General features: G+C 69.3%; 12 protein-coding genes and 4 pseudogenes. 10 read left to right on the forward strand and 6 right to left on the reverse strand.

Going from position 1 to position 23,499, the window contains the following annotated elements; all coding sequences use genetic code 11:
• Positions 1-10: 10 nt before the first annotated feature.
• The 7 genes and pseudogenes from SKC42_RS04345 to SKC42_RS04375 all read left to right on the forward strand — a co-directional run bounded on the left by SKC42_RS04345 (position 11) and on the right by SKC42_RS04375 (position 10,406).
• Entirely contained in the window at positions 11-1,918 is a 1,908-nt protein-coding gene (locus SKC42_RS04345; protein WP_442931989.1) for an ABC transporter ATP-binding protein, read from the forward strand.
• A 434-nt stretch (positions 1,919-2,352) separates the two neighbouring features.
• Positions 2,353-2,553, forward strand: a pseudogene (locus SKC42_RS04350) (DUF4189 domain-containing protein); the annotation flags it as partial.
• A 237-nt stretch (positions 2,554-2,790) separates the two neighbouring features.
• Positions 2,791-3,499 (forward strand): annotated as a pseudogene (locus SKC42_RS04355) (hypothetical protein).
• A gap of 180 nt (positions 3,500-3,679) precedes the next feature.
• On the forward strand, positions 3,680-4,825 hold the full coding sequence (gene embR / locus SKC42_RS04360) for an ATPase/transcriptional regulator EmbR (protein ID WP_330963078.1): 1,146 nt from the start codon (positions 3,680-3,682) through the stop codon (positions 4,823-4,825).
• Between the two features lie 238 nt (positions 4,826-5,063).
• The gene (locus SKC42_RS04365) at positions 5,064-6,812 is read left to right on the forward strand and encodes a serine/threonine-protein kinase (protein ID WP_330963079.1); all 1,749 of its coding nucleotides are present in this window, start codon (positions 5,064-5,066) and stop codon (positions 6,810-6,812) included.
• Positions 6,813-6,855: 43 nt separating this feature from the next.
• A pseudogene (locus SKC42_RS04370) lies at positions 6,856-8,467 on the forward strand (ATP-binding cassette domain-containing protein).
• Positions 8,468-8,609: 142 nt separating this feature from the next.
• Positions 8,610-10,406, forward strand: a complete 1,797-nt coding sequence (locus SKC42_RS04375) for a serine/threonine-protein kinase PknH/PknJ (RefSeq protein ID WP_330963080.1) — start codon at positions 8,610-8,612, stop codon at positions 10,404-10,406.
• A gap of 38 nt (positions 10,407-10,444) precedes the next feature.
• Here the strand turns inward: SKC42_RS04375 and SKC42_RS04380 are convergent, their stop codons facing one another.
• The 3 genes from SKC42_RS04380 to SKC42_RS04390 form a co-directional block, all read right to left on the reverse strand.
• Positions 10,445-11,026, reverse strand: a complete 582-nt coding sequence (locus SKC42_RS04380; RefSeq protein ID WP_330963081.1) for a hypothetical protein — start codon at positions 11,024-11,026, stop codon at positions 10,445-10,447.
• A gap of 662 nt (positions 11,027-11,688) precedes the next feature.
• Positions 11,689-12,825, reverse strand: a complete 1,137-nt coding sequence (locus tag SKC42_RS04385; protein ID WP_330963082.1) for an adenylate/guanylate cyclase domain-containing protein — start codon at positions 12,823-12,825, stop codon at positions 11,689-11,691.
• 38 nt (positions 12,826-12,863) lie between these two features.
• A complete protein-coding gene (locus tag SKC42_RS04390) occupies positions 12,864-14,255 on the reverse strand; it encodes an amidase (protein WP_330963083.1) in 1,392 nt (463 codons plus the stop codon).
• 73 nt (positions 14,256-14,328) lie between these two features.
• On the opposite strand from SKC42_RS04390, the gene SKC42_RS04395 reads away from it, so the two are divergent.
• Both SKC42_RS04395 and SKC42_RS04400 read left to right on the forward strand, forming a co-directional pair.
• On the forward strand, positions 14,329-14,763 hold the full coding sequence (locus SKC42_RS04395; RefSeq protein ID WP_330963084.1) for an HIT family protein: 435 nt from the start codon (positions 14,329-14,331) through the stop codon (positions 14,761-14,763).
• Positions 14,764-15,116: 353 nt separating this feature from the next.
• Positions 15,117-19,024: pseudogene (locus SKC42_RS04400) on the forward strand (diguanylate cyclase domain-containing protein).
• Between the two features lie 25 nt (positions 19,025-19,049).
• Here the strand turns inward: SKC42_RS04400 and SKC42_RS04405 are convergent.
• The 3 genes from SKC42_RS04405 to SKC42_RS04415 form a co-directional block, all read right to left on the reverse strand.
• Positions 19,050-20,081, reverse strand: coding sequence for an LLM class flavin-dependent oxidoreductase (locus SKC42_RS04405; RefSeq protein ID WP_330963086.1), 1,032 nt, complete (start codon positions 20,079-20,081; stop codon positions 19,050-19,052).
• Positions 20,082-20,248: 167 nt separating this feature from the next.
• A complete protein-coding gene (locus SKC42_RS04410; protein WP_330963087.1) occupies positions 20,249-21,367 on the reverse strand; it encodes an FAD-binding protein in 1,119 nt (372 codons plus the stop codon).
• Positions 21,364-22,176 (reverse strand): uracil-DNA glycosylase, encoded by an 813-nt coding sequence (locus SKC42_RS04415; protein WP_330963088.1) that lies wholly within the window; start codon positions 22,174-22,176, stop codon positions 21,364-21,366. The genes SKC42_RS04410 and SKC42_RS04415 overlap by 4 nt, the downstream gene beginning before the upstream one ends.
• 87 nt (positions 22,177-22,263) lie before the next feature.
• Here SKC42_RS04415 and SKC42_RS04420 point away from each other — a divergent pair, with 87 nt between their 5' ends.
• On the forward strand, positions 22,264-23,499 hold the full coding sequence (locus SKC42_RS04420; protein WP_330963089.1) for an MFS transporter: 1,236 nt from the start codon (positions 22,264-22,266) through the stop codon (positions 23,497-23,499).

Genomic DNA, 23,499 nt, shown 5'->3' on the forward strand with positions numbered 1-23,499 from the left:
GGCCCGCGGGGTGCCCGCCCCGCCCCCGGCGGCGCGCTCGCGCGACTTCTGGGGCTCGGCCACCCGGCTACTCAAACGGCTTGCGCCGCAACGGGGGTTGACCGTGACGGTGCTGACCCTCGGGATCGCCGGCACGGTGATCGGCGTGCTCGTGCCGCGAATCCTGGGCCACGCCACCGATCTGCTGTTCAACGGCGTGGTCGGCCGACGGCTGCCGCCGGGGATCAGCAAAGCGCAGGCCATCGCGGCGGCGCGGGCGCATGGGGACAACGCGTTCGCGGACCTGCTGTCGGGCATGAGCGTGATTCCCGGTCGGGGCGTGGACTTCGGCGCCGTGGCGAGGACGCTGGCGCTAGCGTTGGCGCTGTATTCGCTTGCCGCACTGCTGATGTGGGGACAGGCCAGGCTGCTCAACGTCACCGTGCAGCGCACCATGGTGGCGCTGCGCGCCGACGTCGAGGACAAGATTCACCGGTTGCCGCTGTCGTACTTCGACGGCCGGCAGCGCGGGGAGTTGCTCAGCCGGGTCACCAACGACGTGGACAACGTCCAGTCGTCCCTGTCGATGACCATCAGCCAGCTGTTGACGGCGATCCTGACCTTTGTGACGGTGCTCGCGATGATGCTGTCCATCTCGCCGATGCTCACCCTCATCACCGTCGCGGTCGTGCCGTTGTCGCTGCTCGCAACGCGGGCAATCGCGCGGCGCTCGCAACGGCTCTTCGTGGCGCAGTGGACCAGCATCGGACGCCTCAACGCCCACATCGAGGAGACCTACAGCGGATTCACGGTGGTCAAGACGTTCGGGCACGGGGCGGCCGCCCGCGAGCAATTCCGCCGCTACAACGACGACGTCTACCGGGCGAGTTTCGGCGCTCAGTTCGTCTCCGGGCTGGTGAGCCCGGCGACGACGTTCGTCGGCAACCTCGGCTACGTCGCGGTGGCGGTGGTCGGGGGCATCCAGGTGGCGACGGGGCACATCACACTCGGCAACATCCAGGCGTTCATCCAGTACGTGCGGCAGTTCAACGCACCACTCAGCCAGGTGGCCGGGATGTACAACATGCTGCAATCCGGGGTTGCCAGCGCCGAGCGGGTGTTCGGCCTGCTCGACGAGCCCGAGGAGCCGCCGGACCCAGCGCCCGAACCGCGACCGTCGGTGTACCGCGGCTCGGCGCCTGTTCCGGGAACCAACGGGCAGGGCGGCCGTGTCGAGTTCGAACATGTGAGCTTTGCCTACCGTGTGGGCGTGCCGGTGATCCAAGACCTGTCGTTGGTGGCCGAACCGGGCAGCACGGTGGCGATCGTCGGGCCGACCGGCGCGGGCAAAACCACGATGGTGAACCTGCTGATGCGCTTCTACGACGTCGATTCCGGGCGGATCCTGGTCGACGGCGTCGACATCACCGCGATGAGCCGGGAGTCACTGCGATCGCGAATCGGCATGGTGCTGCAGGACACCTGGCTCTTCGAGGGGACGATCGAGGAGAACATCGCCTACGGGCGGCCGGGTGCCACCGCCGACGAGGTGGCGGAGGCGGCCGGCGCCGCCTATGTCGACCGGTTCGTGCACACGCTGCCCGCCGGGTACCAGACCCGGATCAGCGGCGACGGCGGAAGCATCAGCGCGGGCGAAAAGCAGCTCATCACCATTGCGCGCGCGTTCCTGGCCCGTCCGCAATTGCTGATCCTGGACGAGGCGACGAGTTCCGTGGACACCCGCACCGAGGTCCTGATCCAACGGGCCACGACCGAACTGCGCCGAGACAGGACGAGTTTCGTTATCGCGCACCGGCTTTCGACGGTCCGTGACGCCGACCGCATCCTCGTGGTGGAGGCTGGACGCATCGTGGAACAGGGCAACCACGCCGAGCTCCTGTCCCGGCGGGGCGCCTACTACGCGATGACCCGGGCTTAGGCTCGAGATCTGTTTTCGGCGCCGAGATTGCGGCGGTGGTCGCGATCCGCGCCAAAGCACGACCCGCACGCCGATCTCGGAGCGACGACCGACGGCCCGGCCGCTGACGACCGCCCGCCCGGCGGACTTTGCTGGGGTGAATTGGCGGGCCGCGCGACTCCAACTACCGTGTCAAACGCACGCGAGAACCTATCCGGAAAAGGGCAATTCACGTGCGGCGGCCCGAGTTCGAGTTGTTGATTGGCTGCACCGGGGTTTGCTATGCAGATACAAGCTGTGGGCAAACCAAAAGGAGATGTCGATGAAGCTTCCGCCTCGAACCGTGATCGCCGCCCTCGCCGTAGTACTCGCGATCGGCGGCTGTGGAAGCAAGCCCGGTTCAGGCGGCGCCGGTGGCTCGGCGGGCACCACGGCGACCACGTCAAGCAACGAGGCGCCCGGCCGCCGAGGCCACCGCGGTCAAGTCGTGCGCCTATGCCGACTGCAAGGTGCTCACCAGCTTCAACGACTGCGGTGCCGTCGCCGCGAACGGACGGGCCTTCCAGGGCGGGATCGGCCCCACGCTGAGCGCCGCGATGCGCGACGCCCTCACCAAGCTGGGCGGCGGCTACATCGATACCTGGGCGTGTAACTGACCGCCCAGGCTGCACCGGCACCGGGTCTTTTCCGTTACACCCGACCTAGCGGTCGAGTGTGCATTCCGGGCGTCGAGTGTGCATTCCGGGCGTCGAGTGTGCATTCCGGGCGCCGATTCCACACATTTCGCATCCGGCCATTCACAGTCGAGTACCTGAACGCACACTCGGTCGCGACGGCGACCCCGGCGACCATACCGACTCCACTGCGCTCACCGGCGCCGGGTCGTTCCAAGAATTCGTGGAGATAACGAAGAGGCCAAGACGGTCACCGTCGGGGCGGCCGCCGGTGTCATCGCTCTCGGGTTGGCCGCCCCGGCCGGCGCGGCCTCGGGCACCAGGTACGGCGACCCCGCGGCCGCCGCGCGGTGGTGGCGGCACCAGAAGTATGACGACTGCGTCATCATGTCGAGCGCGGACCTGGTGGGCCAACTGACCGGCAGGGAACCGTCGGAGCAGGCGATCATCAAGAAGGCCCAGTCCACGCCGAGCGCCATCCACCCCGGCTCGATCTACATCAAGCCGTCCAACACCAGGGACCCGAATTCGGGGCAGGGGCATCATGTTCGGCGACGTGCCCAACCTGCTCGAGCAGCACAAGATCGACGCGGTGATCAGCGACAAGGACCACGCGGCCAAGACCGGGATTCCCGCCGGCATTGGGGGGATCGAACGCCTGTTGGGCAGTGGCCATGCGGTGATGGTCAGCGTCAACGCCGAGATGATCTGGGGTCAGCCCGTCGAGACCGAGGACGACAACGGCAACCCGGTTTCCGACCACGCCGTGGTGGTGACCGGTGTGGACACCGCCAACAACGTCGTGCACCTCAACGACAGCGGCAACCCCAGGGGCCGCGACGAACAGATCCCGCTCGCCCTGTTCGTCAAGGCGTGGGACACCAGCAACGAGCTGGTAGTCGTCTCCACCGACACGATCCGCCACTGAGCCCGCTCGTGTTGAGCGACATGCGAATTCGCGTCACCCCCCGCTAGGGCGTGGGCGGACAGCCCCACCGGGCCGACGCGGCGGTGCGCGGGGTTCTTACCGAACCCGCCCGGTTCATACCACAATGACATCATCGATGATCGGCGACGTCCCGGAGAATCCGAGGGGTTGGTAAGCGCGATGGTGGACACACGTCTCGAACTCGGCCTGCTCGGGCCGCTGGAGATGGGCGTGGACGGCGTCCCGGTGCCCCTGGGCACCCCCAAACAGCGGGCGGTGCTGGCCCTGCTGCTGATGAACCGCAACAGTGCCGTCAGCGTCGACCGGTTGATCACCGCGCTGTGGGAGGGCTGGCCCCCGTCGGGAGCGCGGGCAAGCATCCACTCATACGTGTCCAATCTGCGGAAGCTTCTCAGCGGCCAGGGAATCGACCCGAAGGGGGTGTTGGCGGCGGCGCCCCCGGGCTACCGCCTGAGCATCCCCGACGACGCCTGCGATCTCGGCCGGTTCATCGCCGAGAAGACCGCCGGGGTGCACGCGGCGGCGTCCGGCCGGTTCCAGCAGGCCAGTCTGCACTTGTCGGCCGCATTGGCGCAATGGCGCGGGCCGGTGCTCGAAGACCTGCGCGACTTTCAGTTCATCGAAACCTATGCGACCTCATTGGTGGAAGAGAAGATCCTCGTTCACACGGCGCTGGCGGAGGCCGAAATCGCCTGCGGCCGCGCTTCGGCCGTGATCTCCGAACTGGAGGCCCTGACGGCGGAACATCCCTACCGCGAGCCGCTGTGGAACCAGTTGATCACGGCCTACTACCTCACCGACCGTCAGTCCGATGCTCTGGCCGCGTATCGCCGGGTCAAGACGACGCTCGCCGAGGACCTCGGCATCGACCCCGGACCGACCCTGCGCGCCCTCAATGACCGGATACTGTGCCAGGAGCCGCTGGACGTGAAGAAATCGGCGAAGACCACCGCCGTGGGAACCATCACCGTGCTCGACCAACGCACCCTGGTGTCGGGGCAGAAGGCGATCGCATATTTGCGGGAGCCCTCGGGCCGCGGCCACCCACTGCTGGCCGCGGCGACCCGGATAGGGCGGCTCAGCGACAACGACATCGTGCTCGACAGCCCCAACGTCAGCCGGAATCACGCCGTCATCGTCGACACCGGCACCAACTACATCATCAACGACCTCCGGTCGTCGAACGGCGTGCACGTCCAGCATCAGCGGATCCGCTCCGCGGCCACGCTGCACGACGGCGACCACATCCGGATCTGCGACCACGAGTTCACGTTCGAGACCACCGGAGGCGCTTCAGAAGTCTGAATCACGTTGCACGGCAGCGGGTTCGCTAGGCAGCCAGGCGCGACGTGCGGCCCGCCGCGGCAGACGGGTTGGGCCGCGGCCCGCGCGAGGCACGGCGAAATATGCGGTGGCGCAACAGCTGTTGATCGCCGGCACTCCGCCGCGACGGCCCGAGTGGCCGGGTGTTTGCTGGGCCCGCGTCGCGGGCATCGGTTGTTGGTAGGGTCGGCGGGGGCAAGGTTTGGCGGGAGGATCAGGGATGAGCGGGGCGCCGAACTCGCGGGCGGGGTCGAAGTTCGGTCCGTACGAACTCAAACGAACCCTTGGCCGCGGCGCGATGGGCGAGGTCTACGAAGCGGAGCACACCGTCAAGGGCTGGACCGTCGCCCTCAAGCTGATGTCGGAGTCCGTCAGCCGTGACCCGGTGTTCCGCGAGCGGATGAAGCGCGAGGCGCGGATCACCGGCCGGCTGCAGGAGCCGCACGTGGTCCCCATCCACGACTACGGCGAGATCGACGGCCAGATGTTCCTGGAGATGCGCCTGATCGAGGGCACCGACCTCGACGGTCTGCTCAAGCGCCACGGGCCGCTGACCCCGCCCCGGGCGGTCGCCATCGTCACCCAGGTCGCGTCGGCGCTGGACGCCGCGCACGCGGCGGGGGTGAGCCACCGCGACGTCAAGCCGTCCAACGTCCTGGTGACCCGCGACGACTTCGCCTACCTGGTCGACTTCGGCATCGCCAGCGCCAGCACCGACGAGAAACTCACCCAGGTCGGCACGGCGATCGGCACCTGGAAATACATGGCGCCCGAACGCTTTTCCAACGACAAGGTGGACCATCGCGCCGACGTCTACTCGCTGGCTTGCGTCTTGTACGAATGCCTGACCGGCTCCCCGCCCTACCAATCCGATAGCGCCGGGGTGCTGGTCGGCGCCCACCTGAACGAACCCATCCCCCGGGCGAGCTTCCACCGCGCCGGCATCCCGAAGGCCTTCGACGCCGTGATCGCCCGGGGCATGGCCAAACATCCGCACGATCGCTACGCGAGCACCGGTGAGCTGGCGCGGGCCGCCGCGGACGCCCTTACCAGCCCCGATCGCGAGCAGACGGTGAACATCCTGCGCCGCAGCGCGGAATCGACGCTGCCCGGCCTGCGGGACGCGCTCCAGCGGGCGCCGGCGAACCCGCTCAACTCCGGGGGCATGCCGACGGCGCCGCCCGGCGGCCATGCCCGTCCCGCCGACAGCGGACCGATGCGCGGGCCCAATCAGCCCCACGGGCCGTACTACCAAACGCACTGGGCCGGTGCGCCACAGAGCGCGCCGGGGCCGATCACCGGCCCCCCGCCCTGGGGGCATGTCCCGCCCAAGCGCAACCCCTGGGTCATCGTCGCCATCGCGGCAGCGGTCGTCGTCGTGCTGATCCTCGTCGCGATCGGAGTCGCGGTCGCCACCAATGACGACGACAACGCCGCCACGACGCAAAGCTCGACCACCACAACCACCACGACGAGCCGGACCACCACGACGACAACGACATTCACGTCACCGTCCAGCCCGGCCACCGGCGCCGTGAACCAGTTGCTGGGACTGTTACCACCCGGTTACCCGCCCGGCTCCTGCAAGCCGCAGGGCCAATCGATGCCGGGAGCGGTCGTCTCGGTCGTGTGCGGGCCCAACACCGACCCCGACGGCCCATCGGTCTCGGCGTACGGGCTGTTCTCGGGCCTGCCGGGGTTGCAAGATGCCTTCACCGGCTTCAGCAAGAGCGACACCCTGGTCCCGTGCCCGGCCGGCAAGGCCTCACCGGGCACCTGGTGGCACACCAAGGACCCGAACGCCGTCCTCGGGCAGCTCGCGTACGGCACGTACCAGGGCGACGAGCCGCAGGTGATGTGGAGCAAATCAGCAAACCATGGTGTTCGCCCTCGTTGGCGGAAATCCCCAAGGACCCAACCTCGATCAGCTATACAAGTGGTGGACGTCGCACTCTTAGGGCAGTCATGACGGCCGTGGAGGCGGCCACCTGAATGCAGCGGAGGCTACGCGCGTGGACGACAGGACCGAGATCGTCACCACCAGTGCGGCACCGCGCCTGGAGTTACGGGCGTCCGGGCGCCGGGGGCAGGCCACGGGTGGCCGCAGCTGGCGGATCGGCCGCGCCAACGAAGCGGACGTCCGGCTGGAGAATCCGCGGGTGTCACGCGACCACGCGGTCCTGCAGCCGACCCCCAACGGGTGGGTGCTGCTCAACCGCAGCAGCAACGGAATGTTCGTCAACGGGCAGCGCGTGGAGCGCCTGACGGTGACGCAACCGGTCACCGTGCTGCTGAGCTCCGCCTCGTCGGGCGAGGCCCTCGAGTTCCACCCCATCGCGCAACCGCCCCGGCCGGCGCACGTCGCACCCCCGCAACGGCGGGGCGGCGAGACGCCGGTCGCGCGTCCGCCGACCGCGGTGCACACGATCGACCAGATCGTCGTCACGATCGGACGCGCGCCGGGAAACACCCGACCTTTACAAGAACTACGCGGAGCTTCGGCACCGGATCGGTTTCGTGCCGCATGACGACATCCTGCACACGCCGCTAACCGTCCGGTGGGCACTGAATTACGCTGCGCGGCTAAGGTTTCCGCAAGATATCTCCGGCGGGGAACGCAAGCAGCGCATCGACGAGGTGCTCTCCGAATTGGGGCTGACCGCCCACGCCGATCAACGCATCGACACCCTGTCCGGCGGTCAGCGTAAGCGCACGAGCGTGGCGCTGGAGCTGCTGACCAAGCCGTCGCTGCTGTTCCTCGACGAGCCCACCTCGGGCCTCGACCCGGGCTACGAGAAGTCGGTCATGCAGACCCTGCGCAGCCTGGCCGACGACGGCCGGTCGGTCGTGGTCGTCACGCACAACACCGCCCAGCTCAACCTGTGCGACCGGCTGTTGATCCTGGCACCGGGCGGTCGCCTCGCCTACTTCGGTCCCCCCCGGCAGGCGCTGAGCTACTTCAACTGCGATGACTTCGCGGACTTGTTCAACCTCCTCGAGCACGACACCACGACCGATTGGACGGGGCGGTTCGTCGCATCTCCTCTGCATGACGCACTGACCGGTCCCCGTCGCGCCCAGCGGCCCCCGCAGCCGTCCGGGCCGGCCACCGGGCCGGTCGCGCAGCAGAGCGCGTTCGCCCAGTTCCGCGCCCTGTGCCGGCGGTACCTGGCCGTCATCGCCGCCGACCGGCAGTACCCGGTGACGCTGCTGATCCTGCCGCTGCTGCTGAGCCTGTTCGCGCACGCGGTGCCGGGCGAGGCGGGGCTATCGCTGAGCCAGGCGATCGCCACTAAGTCGACTCAGCCCTCGCAGCTGCTGGTGCTGGTGGTGATGGCCGAACTCGTGCTGTGCGGCGGGATGTTCGGGGTGAAGGGCAGGCCTCCGCTCGAGCAACTCGCGTGGCTGTCGCGGTCGCGGTGGGCCTACGCCATGGCGGCGTCCACCGTCGACCTCAACGACCTGCGCCGGACCGCGGCCGGGGACCAGGACCCGATGTGGGACTACGCGGTCGGCAGCTGGCTGATCGCCGCGGGCGCATGCGCGGCGCAGGCCATCGTGCTGGTGATGCTCCTCGCGGTCGCGCTGAGGCGGCTCGACCCGCAACGCAAGGCCGGTAGGTGATTCGGTCGCCAGTCCCACCCGCCGGCCGGTCCGCGTGCCCTTGACCGGCGGCGTGATTGCTGGACGGGGCTTGCAACCGACCGATCGGCCCGCGAGATTGTTGATATGGTCGGCGGGCCTGGGTTGGTTTGGAGGTTCTCAGATGAGTGACGGGCAGGCCGCGCGGGTGGGTTCGGTGTTGGGACCCTATCGGCTCAAACGGCTGCTGGGCCGGGGCGGAATGGGCGAGGTCTACGAGGCCGAGCACACCGTCAAGGAGTGGACGGTGGCGGTGAAGTTGATGACCGCCGAGTTCAGCAAGGACCCGGTGTTTCGCGAACGGATGAAGCGCGAGGCCCGCATCGCCGGGCGTTTGCAGGAACCCCACGTGGTGCCCATCCACGACTACGGCGAAATCGACGGGCAGATGTTCCTGGAGATGCGCCTGGTCGAGGGCACCGACCTCGACAGCGTGCTCAAGCGCTACGGGCCCCTGACCCCGCCGCGCGCGGTCGCCATCATCACCCAGGTCGCCTCGGCGCTGGACGCCGCCCACGCCGCGGGGGTCATGCACCGCGACGTCAAACCGCAGAACATCCTCATCACCGGCGACGACTTCGCCTACCTGGTCGATTTTGGCATCGCCAGCGCCACCACCGACGAGAAACTCACCCAGCTGGGCACGGCCATGGGCACCTGGAAATACATGGCCCCCGAACGGTTTTCCAACGACGAGGTGACCTACCGCGCCGACATCTATGCCCTGGCCTGTGTGCTGCACGAATGCCTGACCGGCGCGCCGCCCTATCGCGCCGACTCGGCCAGCGTGCTGGTCACCGCCCACCTGATGGACCCCATCCCCAAACCCAGCACCCAACGCGCCGGCATCCCCAAAGCCTTCGACGCCGTCATCGCCCGGGGCATGGCCAAGAAGCCCGAAGACCGCTACGCCAGCGCCGGCGACCTCGCCCTGGCCGCTCACGAAGCCCTGTCCGACCCCGACCAAAACCACGCGGCCCACATCCTGCGTCGCAGCCAGGAAGCCACCCTGCCCGCGACGCCCGCTCCCCTGCCCATACCCCCCGCACCGACTCCCGCTTCCACGCCGCCGCGCCCGACTCCCGCGCCGACCACACCACCCCCGGCTCCCCCGGCGTACACCCCCGCCCCGCAGTACTACGCGGCCCCCGGCTACGCCAGCCCCGCCCCCAGCTGGAACACGCCACCGCCTCAGCAGCCCCCCGCCCCCTGGGGACAACCGCCACAGCGCAAGCGCAGCCCGTGGCCCCTCGTCGCCGCCATCGCTGTCGTGCTGGTGCTCGTCGTCGGTGGGGTGGGTGCGTGGTTCGTCTTCCGGCCCAAGCCGGTGCCACCGCCGGACCCCGTCCCGACGGATCGCCTCGCGTCGCTGCTGCTGGACACTTCGGAAATCAACTCGATCATGGGTGGCTCGAACATCGAACCCGGCAACCCCATCACGTCGATGGACACGTCCTCGTCGACGCTGTCGGCGCCGGACTGCAGGGCGGCGCTTTATGCGAGCCAGAGCACGGTGTACGCGGGCAGCGGCTACACGGGCGTGAACGACCTGGTGTCCCGGGAGCCCGGCGACAACAACGACCACTGGGTGGACCAGGCGGTGGTGGGGTTTCCGACCGCCGACAAGGCGAAGGCGTTCCTGCAGACGTCGGTGGACAAGTGGAAGGGCTGCGGGGGCAAGAGCGTGAGCGTGAGCAATAGCAACGGCAAGAGCTATCGGTGGACACTCGGACAACTCGAGGGCGCCCCGCCGAAGATCAGCATGATGCAGACCCAGGAGGGTGCCGACGGGTGGGCATGCCAGCGCGTGGCCAGCGTCGCCAACAACGTGATCGTCGACCTCAAAGCGTGCGGGTACCACATCACCGATCAGGGCATCCAGATCGCCGACAAGATCGTCGGCAAGATCGACAAGGAGTAGTCGCCCGGCCGAAGGCCAAGGCGCGCAACGCCCCCGCCCTATGACGGAAGATCGGGTCCCTGTGCGCGCAGGTCGTCCACCGCGGACATCGCCTCGCGCAGCTTGGCCAGCCAGTCCTCGGTGTGCTCACCGACCAGCTTGACCGCCCAGGCGAGCGCGTCGGCCCGCGACCGCGCGACGCCCGCATCGACCAACGTGTCGAGCACCTGCCGTTCCGGCTGCTTCAGGCGAGTCATGACCGGTACGGCGATGTGGGTGAACAGGATTCGCTCCGCATCCGCTTCGGAGCCCACCTCGACACCCCAGGAAACCTTGCGTCCGTAACGATCCTCGGCTTCGTCGGCGATGCGCATCCGCTCCGACCGGGTTTCTTCCCGGAATCTGGCGACCCGGCCTTTGGCCCGGTCCCCGCTTTCCGCCTCTCCGCCGCTTTCCGGTTCCGCCAGCTTGCCGACGACCGTGATCTCTTCGCGGTCGACGACGACCGTCGGGTCGCCCTCGAACCACGATTCGGGGAGGCGCCCGGCGAACCATTCCGAGGCGCCGCTCGCGTCGGGTTGCTGGGCTTGCTGCCAACCGCCGGGACGTCCGTACCGCCGATGAGTGTGGTGTGATTTCATGATTACATAATTACATCGTTTCATTTCATAGCGGACAGGCGTTCGCCGACGGCGAATCGCCGGGCACCGCGGGACGCGGCCTGGGCCCATCCGCTCCAGCGGCGGAACCGTTGATGTCGCCAGCTCGACGTTGTATTTTTGGTGTCGAAGCAGGCCCGGAAGCGACCGATTCGAAGCGCCGGAAAGCGGGGTAGGAAGTCCGGCCGCGTACGACACGCGCATGACGGAGACGTACGCCCCCAGAGTCGCCCGGGCCTGCCCACGCGTTCACCACCTGCTGGCGCCTCACCGCCCGCTGGCAAACCCGCGAAAGTGAAACGGACGCGTTCGTGATGCGCGACTCCGCATTCGGCCTTAGCATGCCGATGTGGCCGCGCTCCAGTTGCGGTGCCTTGAGTGCGGTGCCTCCTTCTACGGTCGCGCGGACGCGCGCTACTGCTGCAACGCGTGCCGGCAAAGGGCCCACCGCGTCCGCGTCCGACGCGTCGCCCTGACCGCGACGGCGCCCTCGCCGGAGGTCGATCGCGCGCTGGCGCGCGCCCAGCAAAACCGAGAAACGGCCCGTACCGCGCGCGCCCGCGCGGAGGCGGCGGGCCAGGCCGCCGGGGAGCCCAGGTCGCACCGGAACCCGGAACGCTGACTCACCCGAGCGACGCCCCGCGTCAGCCGCGGTCCGAGACGCCGTTCCCCCGGCGCACGCGGAACAGCTTGACTTCGTTTCTGATCCCCTTGAGGCGGCGCGCGCCCGCGAATGACCCGACGAAATTCCCGCCGTCCTCGATGGTCTCCCACACCGAATCCGCGACCAGCACGGTGCCGGGACGGGCCACGCCGGTGACGCGGCTCGCGACATTGACCGGGCTGCCGAACCAGTCGCCGGCACGGCTGACCGCCATCCCGGAGGCCATCCCGGCCCGCAACCGGGGGAAGTCGTTGTCGGTGTCCACGACTTCGACGAGCTTCAGGACGACGTCGAGCAGCGGCAGCGGGTCCGGGCAGACGAACATCACCGCGTCGCCGATCGTCTTGATGAACCGCACCGGCGGGGCGGTCACGTCGCGGGCGAGATCGGCCAGCCGGTTCGCCAGGTGCCCCAGTTCCTCGGCCGATACCGCCTCGCCTATCCGGGTGAACCCGACGAGGTCGGCGAAGCCGATGGTCACCTCGCGCGCCCCGGGCAGCGGTTGGCCGGCGGCCCGCTCGGCGGCGTTGACGGCCTCGGTCTCCATCATGTGCCGCAGTTGCATGAACAGCATGTCCTGGATCATGGGCCCCAGCATCGGCGCGAGCTGACCCACCAATTCCTTTGATCCCTTGGCGATTTCGACCTCGGAAGCCCCCGGGCGCATGATCGCCGACAGCGCGGAGTAACGCATCACCTCGGCGGCCCGGGACAGGCCCTCGGCCAGCACCCGCACCACGAGCACCACCGCGTCGGTGTCGAGGCCCAGGTCCACGAACCGCTGCGCATAGGCGGCGGCTTCGCCGTCGGCGCGCATGTGGACGACCGCGTCCGGGTCCTCGACGGTGACGAGCCCGATGGCGCGCTGCAGCCGTTGCAAGAAACCAAGCTCGACGCCGTGGGTCTCGCTGATCTCCCGGGTCGACACGTAGGTGCCGTCGTCGCCGATCAGGTGCCGGGTGGCCAGCAGGAGCGGCGGGCTGGTCGCACGGATTTCGTCGGCGGTGACGCCCTGCTCGAAAAGCCACTCCACGAGCTCGGCCCGCTCGGCGCGCGCGGCGCCCTCGAGCCCCTCGAGCAGGCCGTCGATTTGCTGCTGCTGCCCCTCTTCCTCCACGACGTGAAGGTACAACGCCGGCCGGCGATGAGCCGCGCTCAGGAGAACGCGGGCCGGCGGTGGGCCCACGGCCGGGCGGTTTCGATCTGCGCCGACAGCGACAACAGCGTCGCCTCGTCGTACGGACGGCCGACGAGCTGCACCGACATCGGGAGACCGGCACCGTCAAGGTCCCAGGGCACGGACGCCACCGGCTGGCCGGTCAGGTTCCAGATCTGTTGATATGGCACCCGCTGAGCCACCAGCAGCAGCGTCGACACCGCGCCCCGGCGGTGATAGGCGCCGACGCGGGAGGGCCCCGCCGCGGTGCCCGGCGTCACCACGACGTCGACGTCGTCGAAGATCGATTGGATGCGCGCGTTCAGCGCCGTCTCCGCGGCCACGATCGCTTCCATTCGCCGGTCGGAGAAGTAGGAACCGAGGCGCGCGATGTTGCGGGTGCGGGGCTCGAGACGCTCGGGATGGGCCTGCGCATCGGCCTCGTCGCTGATCCCGCGCAGGTACCGGGGCAGGTAGTTCGCGGGAATCGCCGTGGCCGGATAGTCGGGATCGGCCACGACGACCTCATGACCGAGATCGCGAAACAGCGCGCCGGCCTGCTCGAGCGCCGTCAGCTCCGCCTTGCCCACCCGCACGGGCAGCGGAGTCGGCGACTTGGTGCTCAGGGCGATTCGCAGCGGGCCGGGGTCCCGCGCCGCCGCGTCGACGAACTCGCCCTCGGGCCCGGGCACCGTCGACGTCGCGTCCAGGAACACCGCGGCGTCGCGCACCGATCTCGCCAGCGGACCGTTGACGCTCAGCCCGTACCACGCATTGTCGTGCGGTTCGAGGGACACCCGATCGCGTTGCGGCTTGAGGCCGAACAGTCCACACCATGTCGCGGGGATGCGAATCGAACCGCCGCCGTCGGATCCCAGCGCAAGGGGTGCGAGGCCCGCCGCCACCGCCGCGGCACTGCCCCCGCTGCTGCCGCCGGGCGTGCGCCGCAGGTCCCACGGGTTGCGGGTGGCCCCGAACGTCAGCGACTCGGTGTACGGCATCATCATCAGCTCCGGCACGTTCGTCTTGCCGATGATGACCGCGCCCGCGGCGCGCAACCGGCGGACCACCTCGGAATCGGCGGTCACGGCGGGGCCATGGCCGCCGCTGCCACAGGTCGTCACCTCCCCCGCGACGTCGGTGTCGTCCTTGATCGCGATGGGCACTCCGAGCAGCGGCAGCCGCTCGCCCGCGTCGAGGCGGTCCTGCGCGACTTCGGCCTCGTAACGTGCGCCGTCGGCAAGCACCACGCGATAGCAGCGCAGCTGGTCGTCCAGCCGTGCGATTCGTTCGAGGTAGATCTCGAGCAGATCCGGTGCGGTCAGTTCACCGTCGGCAAGCATCTGGGCCTGTGCGGCCGCGCCGGCGAAGGCCACGTCGCGAGCGTCCACTGCCGCAGCGTATCCCGCTGACCGGGGCCGGTCCCGGGGTACCCCGGCCGGCTCGACCAGTACCGTGGGCGGCATGTCCTGCGTGTTCTGCGCGATCGTGGCCGGGGAGGCCCCGGCCATCCGAATCCACGAAGACGACGACTACCTCGCCATTCTCGACATCCGCCCGTTCACCCGCGGCCACACCCTGGTGTTGCCCAAACGCCACAGCGTCGACCTCACCGACACCCCGCCGGAGACGCTGGCCGGAATGGTGGGCGTCGGCCAGCGGATCGCCCGGGCCGCGCGCGCGACGGAACTGGCCGACGCGACGAACCTGGCGATCAACGACGGCAGGGCCGCCTTCCAGACGGTCTTTCACATCCACCTGCACGTGTTGCCGCGCCGCGAGGGCGACAAGCTCTCGATGGCCAAGGGGCTGCTGCTGCGCCGGGATCCCGACCGAGAGGGTACCGGGCGGATCCTGCGCGAGGCCCTCGCCCGGGTCGACGTGAACCGGCCGGAGTGAGACCCTGGGCGCCTCCTGGTGCGATCTCAACGTCCGCCCGCCGCGATCTGCGGTGATCACCCGCCAGGTGGACCGCGACGCCGCCGAAAACCCGCGCCGGTGGCGGCTGGTGAACGAGAGCGGTGCGAACGGCTACCGGAAGCGGACGCCGTGGCCGCTCCCGATCTTCGTTCTTGCGCGGGGTTGACCCCTCAACCCGCCGCAGCGGGTTTAATCTCCACTAGCGCGCGGTGCATCTCCCTATTTGCTGACCGTGAGGCGCGAATCGGCTGGAGCGGTTAATGAAGCGCTGGGCGGGCAATCCGTGGCGGCGATTCGGCCTGCGTGCGGCCGTCGGCTGGCTTGTCGTCGGGGTGTACGGCGTTGCGGGGCGGCGGTCGTCTTCGCGTCGCTGTGGGGCTGGCACGGCCAATACGCCACGCGGCCGGCCGACGTGATCGTGATCATGGTCTGCCTGTTGTTCGCGGCGGCGTGCGCCGCTCACGCGGCCCGCGCGTCGACCACCGGCCGCCAGAGGTTCGGATGGGTCGGGCTGATGATCGCCCTGCTGGGCTGGGCGGTGGGCGAGGTCATCTGGGCGGTCTACGACGTCCGCCCGGATATGGCACACGCCACGAACCCGGCCGCCGCCGAGATCGTGCTGCTCCTGTGGCCGATCGGCGCCATGGCGTCGTTGGTGCCGTTGTCCCGGGTCTCCCGCCACAGCCCCCGGCGGTTGGTACTGGACGGCCTCATCGTGGCCACGTCGCTGTTCGTGGTGTCATGGGTGTTGGTCCTGGACAAACAGTTGCGCGAGGACAGCGGGTCTCGGGTGACGACCGTCGCCGAGGTCTTCAACGACATCGTCCTGCTGACCACGGCACTCTTGATGCTGTCGCGGCGACGCCTCGGGGACCTGCCGAGCCGCAACCTACTGGCCGGCGGGGTGGCGATCATCAGCGTCTCCGACATCGCCATGGTGTTCAAGACCGGGATCGGCACCTATCACGTCGGCGAAGTGGCCGACCTCGCCAGGATCACCGGGCTGGGGCTGCTTGCCCTAGCCGCGCTGAGCAGCGTCAACGAACCCCCCGCCACCGAGTCGCGGGACATCGAGAAGCTGTCGAGAACCCGGCTGTGGGTGCCCTACCTGCCGCTGCTGATGGCGGCCGCGGTCGGGTTGCGCAACGCGGTGGGCCTGATGGCGCACGGACCGATGCTCGCCGCCGTCGCGATCCTCGTCGCCGCGGTGCTCGGGCGCCAGTTCCTGGTCCTCACCGAGAATCAGCGCCTGCTGTCCGAGGTCGCCCGGGAGGCGTTCCGCGACAGCCTCACCGGCCTGGCCAACCGCGCCTACTTCTTGCACCGGCTCGAACAGGCGGTCATCCGGCAGGATTACGACGCCACACCCATCGCCGTCTTGTGCCTGGACCTCGACAACTTCAAAGCGGTCAACGATGCGCTCGGCCACCCCGCCGGCGACGAACTGCTGGTCCAGGTCGCCGGGCGGCTCACGGCCGCGCTGGGCGAGGAGGGCATCATCGCCCGCCTGGGCGGTGACGAATTCGCGGTGCTGCTCGTCGGTTCGCTCGACGATTCGCGCGCGGCGGCCCATCGGGTGCTGGAGGCGTTCAGCCCCGTGATGGTGATCGACGGAGTGCCCCTACCGGTCCGGCCGAGCATCGGTTACACGGTCGGGGTGGCGGGATCCGCCTGCACGGTCGAGCAGCTTCTCCGGAACGCCGACCTGGCGATGTACACCGCCAAACGCGATGGCGGAGAATGCGTCCGAAGCCTGATCCCCGAAGCGGCGCTGAATTCCGCGCCGCCCGACACCGCGAGGCCGGCCCCGGCCGCCGAGCCGACTTCGATCTCCGCGGCCTACGAATCCGTTGCCGGTCCGGAGGACTCCTGGCGATCCGCGTTCGGGAACAGGACGATGGTGACACCGGCGCTGCGGCCGATCGCCGACGCGGCGACATCGACCGTCGATCGACACCACCGCAGGCGCGACGTCGTCCGCTGGCCACCCATCCCGGTCCGTTTCGCGATGCTGGCCATGGCGATCGGCGTGGTCGTCTTCACCGTGTCGACCATCGCGCAACCCGGCGCCAGCCACAACGTGTTGTTCACCAAGACCCTGTACTCGGCACTCAACGTGCTGGGGGCCATGCTGATCGCCGCGCGGGCCTACCGCCTGAGCGCCGACCGGTTTGCCTGGTCGTTGATCGCGGCCGGCATGGCACTGTTGGCCATAGGCGACGTCGTCTACGCGCTGTGGGTGCCGGACGGGCAGTCCCCGTCGGTCGCCGATCCGGCCTACCTGGCTTTCTACCCCTTCGTCTACGCCGGGCTTTTCCTGCTGATGCGGGCACGGTTGAAGGGCGTGCCGATTCCCATCCGGCTCGACTCGGTGGTGTGCGCGCTGGCCATCGCCGCGTTGGCGGCCGCGCTGATGACCGGGCCCACCCGGGCGGCCGCGGGTCGCGCGCCGGCCACCGTGTTGGTCGGCCTGATGTATCCGTGCGGTGACCTGATCCTGCTGGCGCTGGCCGTCAGCATGCTGCCGATAGTCGGTTGGCGCAACGGGGCGCGCTGGGCGCTTCTGGTGGTCGGATTCGTGGGGTTCGCGGTCGCCGACACCGCGTATCTCTTCCAGACCGCGGCGGGGTCGTTCCGGGTGGGCACCGTGCTCGACGCCCTTTGGCCCGCCTCGTCGCTGCTGATCGCGACGGCCAGCTGGGTGAGGTGGTCCTCCGTGGCGCCCATGCCCCGACGACGACTCGGCTCGTACAGCGTGCCGGTCACCTGCACCGTCCTGGCACTCGGCGTGGCCGCTCTGGGCCGCGACTCAACGGTCGCGTGGACCCTCGCCGCGCTGAGCCTGATCGCCGTCGCGATCCGGTTTTCGGTGACGTTCCGGCAGGTCACCATGGTCGCCGAAAGCCACGCGCACGCGATGACGGACCAGCTGACCGCGCTCCCCAATCGGCGGTCCCTCGCGACCGCCCTAACGGCGCTGTCGGCGTCCGCGTCGACCGAGCGTCCCACGCTGACCGGGCTTTCTTCGCGCCGAGCACTGTTGTTGTTGCAGGTGTGCCAGCTGCAGCAGATCAGCAGTTCGATCGGCCGCCAGTTCGCCGACGAGCTGCTGGGGCACATCGCGAGAAGGCTTGCGGGCATCGTGCGTCGGGAGGACATGCTGGCACGCGTCAGCGAGGATTCATTCGCCATCCTGCTGGCCCCCGTGCGATCCGACCTCTTCACCGCGCGGAACGGTGCGGGCCGTCTGCTCGACGCCGTCAGCCAGCCGTTCGAGCTGGATGCGATCACCGTCCACATCGATGCCCGCATCGCCATCGCGCTGTACCCCGACCACTGCGAGCATCCCCAGGAGTTGCTCACTCGCGCGGAAACGACCATCCTCCATGCGAAGTCGGCCGCCGGCAAGATCGCGGTGTACGACCCGGCGTTCGAACTGTACGGCGACGACGACCCCGAGCTCATCGGCGAGCTGCGTACCGCCCTGCGCGGCGGCGACGAGCTGACCCTTTACTACCAGCCGAAGGTCAACGCGGAAGACGGCAGCGTCCACAGCGTGGAGGCGCTGCTGCGCTGGCGGCATCCGACGCGCGGTTTGCTCCTCCCGGAAAAGTTCCTGCCCGTCGCCGAGCGGGCCGGCCTCAATCGCAAGATCGGCAACTTCGCGATCAACCTCGCCCTCGAGCAGATTCGTTGCTGGCGCGACCGGGGACTTTCGCTGGCCGTCGCGGTGAACTTCTCGACGACCAACCTGCTCGACCTCGACCTCGCGGTCACGATCGAGCGGTTGTTGCAGACCTACCGACTCCCCGCGCAGGCGCTGATCGTCGAGATCACCGAGAGCGCCCTCGCCGATTCCGAGCGATCCCGAAACACGGTCGCCGCCCTGCAGTTGCTCGGCGTGCGCATCTCCCTGGACGACTACGGCACCGGGTACTCCTCGCTGGCCCGCCTGCAGGACGTGTCGGTCGACGAGCTCAAACTCGACCGGATATTCGTCTCGCGGCTGGCGCACGACCCCAGATCGGTGGCAATCGTGCGCTCCACGGTCGCCCTCGCACACAGCCTCGGCGCCGACCTGGTCGCCGAGGGCGTCGAGGACGAAGTGACCCTGGACGCGCTGCGGCGATACGGGTGCACGATCACCCAGGGCTTCATCCACAGCCCGCCGTTGCCGCCGGAAGAGCTGCACCGCTGGATCAGCAGCCACACGCCCGACCAGGCGGCCGTCGGCGACTGAGGCGGCGTGCCCGGCAACGACAGCACTAGAACAGCTCTTTGGCCAACAGCTCCAGCGTGTTGACCCGCGCGGGCGCGGTGGCCGGATCGGTGCCGAGATGCGCGGACGCGACCGGGTGCACCATCACCTCGTCGACGCCGAACCGCGCGGCCAGAACCCGCACCTGCTCGGCGGCCTCCCCCGGCGTGCCGACGACCGCGCGCCGCAACCCACTGTCAACGATGTGCTGCTGTTCCGGGCTGAGCTGGGCCACTTCGGCCTCCTCGACCAACGGCACTGGCCCCAGCGGCTGTCCGGTGCGCAGCCGCGCCATCACCTGCAGATTGGGGAGTATCAAAGCCATTGCCTCGTCCCGTGTTTCGGCCACCGCGGCGTTGACCGTCAGGAACGTCAGCGGCTCGGGCGTCAGGGCGCTGGGCTTGAAGCGGGAGCGGTAGACCTCGAGCGCCTCCTCGGTTCCCTGCCCGGAGAAGTGGTGCGCGAACACATACGGCAGACCCTTGGCCGCCGCCAGGTGCGCAGAGTACATCGACGAACCCAGCAGCCACAGCCGCGGCTCGCTCGCCGCCGCGGGGGTGGCCTTGAACCGGTACTCCCCTGACCGCAGCGGCACCACCACGCCGCGCCCGCCCATCAGCGCGGCCACGTCGTCGAGGTAGTCCGGGAAGTTCTCGATGTCGCGGTCGTCCCGGCCGCCGCGCAGGGCGTACGACGTCACCGGGTCGGATCCGGGCGCCCGCCCGATGCCCAGGTCGATGCGGCCGGGGGCGGCGGCCTCCAGCAGCGCGAATTGCTCGGCCACGGCCAGTGGCGCGTGGTTGGGCAGCATCACGCCGCCCGATCCCAGCCTCACGTGCGTGGTCTGCGCGGCCAGGTAGGCGATCAGGACCGGCGGGCTGGTCGCGCCCACCGACGGCATGTTGTGGTGCTCGGCGACCCAATAGCGGGTGAAGCCCAGCCGGTCGGCGGCCTGTGCCAGCTGAACCGTGGCCGCCAGCGCGTCCCCGGTCGACTGGCCGCTGCGCACCGGGACGAGATCTAGGACGGAAAGGCGCACGATGGCGTCAACGCCATGGGCGCTGCGAACGTTCCCACCCCGCGCTCCCGACCCGCGTTCTCGACCCGCGCGAGCAGACGCAAAAGGCCCCGCATCCTCGGCGTGTCGCGGGCTTTTGCGTCTGCTCGGCAAAGAAGCCCGGCAGCGAAGCCTCGGGCAGCGGGCGGTCAGTAGTCCTTCAGGGTGATCGAGTTGACGATGCGCTCGAACACGTCCTGTGGGATCGGGGCACCGCCCGGGATGTTGTCCACGACCAGCCATTGGTTGCGCTTGACGTAGTCGCTGAACTCCTTGTGGTAATTGGCGAACCCGAGCTCGTAGTCGTCGCCGGCCGCCTTGAGCTCACCGGCCAGGACGTAGGCGCCCAGCAGGGCGACGCTGGTGCCCTGGCCCGACAGCGGCGAACAGCAATACGCGGCGTCACCGACCAGCGCGACACGCCCCCGCGACCAGCGATCCATCTTGATCTGCGACATCTCGTCGAAGTAGAAGTCCGGCGCGGTGCGCATGTACTCCAGCAGCTGCGGTCGCACCCAGCCGTCGTCGGCCATCCGCTTCTCCAGCTCGACGAGCTGGGCCTCGGTGTCCCGGTAGTCGATCTGCAGCTCCGGGTCCATGAACCCGATCATCGCCCGGGCCTCTTTGTTGTTGCGGGCGCTGTAGACGCCGGCCATGGTCGAGTCCCCGTAGTGCCAGGTCTGCCAGTAGTCCAGGTCGAGGAAGTTCGGGACGGTGAAGATCGCCGCGAAGGTGCCCAGCCGGTCGATGAACTGCTCCTCGGGGCCGAAGACCAGCCGGCGCACGGTGGAGTGCAGGCCGTCGGCGCCGATGACCAGGTCGAAGCGGCGGGGGTCGGCGTGCTGGAAGGTGACGGCGACGGATGTGCCGTCGTCCTCCAGCGCGACGATGCTGTCGTCGAAGAGGAATTCGACGTTGAGTTTGGTTGAGTCGTAGAGCAATTCGACGAGGTCGTCGCGGAGCAGCTCGATGTCGGGATTGGCGATGAGCCCGCCGGTAGGCGTCGATTCGACGTCTTGGGATAGCTCGTTGCCGTCGGCGTCGACGACCGACGCGCCTCGGATTCGCGTCCGCACGTGGTCGGCGGCGGCCCGCAGCTGCATGCGTTCCAGCACCGTCAGCGCGGGGCCCCGCACGTCGATCGCCTGGCCACCGGGCCGCAGCCCGGGGTGGCGTTCTACCACGGTGACCGAATAGCCGTGCCGGGCAAGCCAGTACGCGACCGTCGTACCGGCCACGCTGGCGCCGGAAACCAGAACGTCAGTCAATTGATCCCTGCCAACTTCTTTGCTTGGGCGAAGATGTCGTCGAGCATTCCCGGAGTCAACCTACCGGTGAACATATTTTGCTGGCTCGGGTGGTAGCAGCCCAGCAATCGCACGCCGGAGCCGAGTTCGGCGACGACGCCGTGACCGAACCGGGGCTTGGGCATCCCGGAGGCGGCCGGCAGACGCAGTGCCACCTGCCAGGCGAATCCCCCCAGCGCCACGATGACCCTGACATGTTCGGCGACCAACCGCCACTCGGCGTTCAGCCACGGCCAGCAGGTGTCCCGCTCCGCCGGGGTCGGGGCGTTGGCCGGCGGCGCGCACCGCACCGGTGCCACGATGCGAAACCCCTTGGCCCGCAATCCATCCGCAGCATCGACGCTGGTCGGCTGGTTCACCAGGCCGGCGCGGTGCAGGGCGGCGTACAGCTGGTCACCGGAGCGGTCGCCGGTGAACATGCGCCCCGTCCGGTTGGCTCCGTGCGCGGCGGGCGCCAGCCCGACGATCAACAGCCGGGGCCGCTCCGAACCGAAGCTCGGCACCGGCCGCCCCCAGTACGGCTGGTCGGCGAACGCCCGGCGCTTCGCCACCGCGACGTCCTCGCGCCAGCTGACCAGCCGCGAGCAGGCCCGGCAAACGCTGACCATCGCGTCGAGCTCCGCTATCGAACCGGCGCGGGCGCCCAGGGCGACGACCTGACCGGCGTTCGCCGCCACCGGGGTCTGCGGCGTCGCCGGGTCGCCCGGCCAGCCGGTGCCGGGGACGACCGGGGAATCGAACTCCTGGCCAGTACGCGGGTGAACGAGCACACGAACATCGAAGCACTGACCGCCCCACGAGCGTTAAATCGGTGGCGGGCGCCGGCGCTCTACCGCTACATTCACCCGCGATATCTTATGAAAAGCAGCGTCCCAGCGTTTTTGATCCTCTTCGCCTCGCTGATGGCCACGGCGGGCACCGGCGTCTCGGTCGTCGCGTTCCCATGGCTGGCGCTGCAGCACCAAGGCAGGGCAGGGGAAGCGTCGATCGTCGCGGCTGCGATGACCCTGCCGCTGGTGCTGTCCACGTTGGTCGCCGGTACAGCGGTCGACTTCTTCGGGCGCCGCCGGGTATCGGTGGTTTCCGACGCACTGTCCGGCGCGGCGGTGGCGGCCGTTCCGCTGATCGCCTGGTCCGGCGGCCGCGGCGCGCTGGACTTGGCGGTGCTGGCGGTCCTGGCGCTGCTGGCGGCCGCTTTCGACCCGGCCGGGATGACCGCGCGCCAGTCGATGCTGCCGGAGGCGGCGGCCCGCGCCGGCTGGTCGCTGGACCGCACCAACAGCGTCTACGAGGCGATCATCAACCTCGCCTACATCGTCGGCCCGGGGATTGGGGGCTTGATGATCGCCGCGGTGGGCGGCATCAACACGATGTGGGTCACGGCAGCCTTTTTCGGGTTGTCCTTCCTCGCCATCGCGGCGCTGCGCCTCGAGGGCGTCGGGCGGCCGCACCACACCGCCCGGCCCGACGGCCTGGTGTCCGGCGTCGTAGAGGGGATGCGGTTCGTCTGGAACCTGCGGGTGCTGCGGGCGCTCGGCCTGATCGACCTGGTGGTCACCGCGCTGTACCTGCCGATGGAAAGCGTCTTGTTTCCCAAATACTTCAGCGACCGGCACCAACCCGAACAACTGGGCTGGGCGCTGATGGCGCTGGGGGTCGGTGGCGTCGTGGGCGCCCTCGGTTACGCCGTGCTGTCGAGGAGACTGCGGCGACGCACCGCGGTGCTGACCGCGACCCTCACCCTCGGCGCGGCGACGACCGGCGTCGCCTTCCTGCCCCCGCTGCCGGTGATCCTTCTGCTGTGCGCGATCACGGGCCTGGTGTACGGGCCGATCCAGCCGATCTACAACTACGTCATGCAGACCCGGGCCCCGCACCACCTGCGCGGCCGGGTCCTCGGGGTGATGACGGGGCTGACCTTCGCCGCGGGCCCGCTGGGCCTGCTGGTGGCCGGCCCGCTGACCGACGCGGCGGGGCTCACAGCGACGTTCCTGGCGCTGGCGCTGCCGATCGTGGTGGTCGGCCTCGTCGCCACCCGGTTGCCCTCGCTGCGAGAGCTAGACCACGCCCCGGAGGCCGCGGCCCGAACGTAG

The sequence above is a fragment of the Mycobacterium sp. 050134 genome, from assembly GCF_036409085.1.
GTDB lineage: Bacteria > Actinomycetota > Actinomycetes > Mycobacteriales > Mycobacteriaceae > Mycobacterium.

Coding starts and splice junctions, on each gene's coding strand:
- embR (WP_330963078.1), top strand. CDS start 3,680: ATGGTGGACACACGTCTCGAACTCGGCCTGCTCGGGCCGCTGGAGATG.
- SKC42_RS04365 (WP_330963079.1), top strand. CDS start 5,064: ATGAGCGGGGCGCCGAACTCGCGGGCGGGGTCGAAGTTCGGTCCGTAC.
- SKC42_RS04375 (WP_330963080.1), top strand. CDS start 8,610: ATGAGTGACGGGCAGGCCGCGCGGGTGGGTTCGGTGTTGGGACCCTAT.
- SKC42_RS04380 (WP_330963081.1), bottom strand. CDS start 11,026: ATGAAATCACACCACACTCATCGGCGGTACGGACGTCCCGGCGGTTGG.
- SKC42_RS04395 (WP_330963084.1), top strand. CDS start 14,329: ATGTCCTGCGTGTTCTGCGCGATCGTGGCCGGGGAGGCCCCGGCCATC.
- SKC42_RS04420 (WP_330963089.1), top strand. CDS start 22,264: ATGAAAAGCAGCGTCCCAGCGTTTTTGATCCTCTTCGCCTCGCTGATG.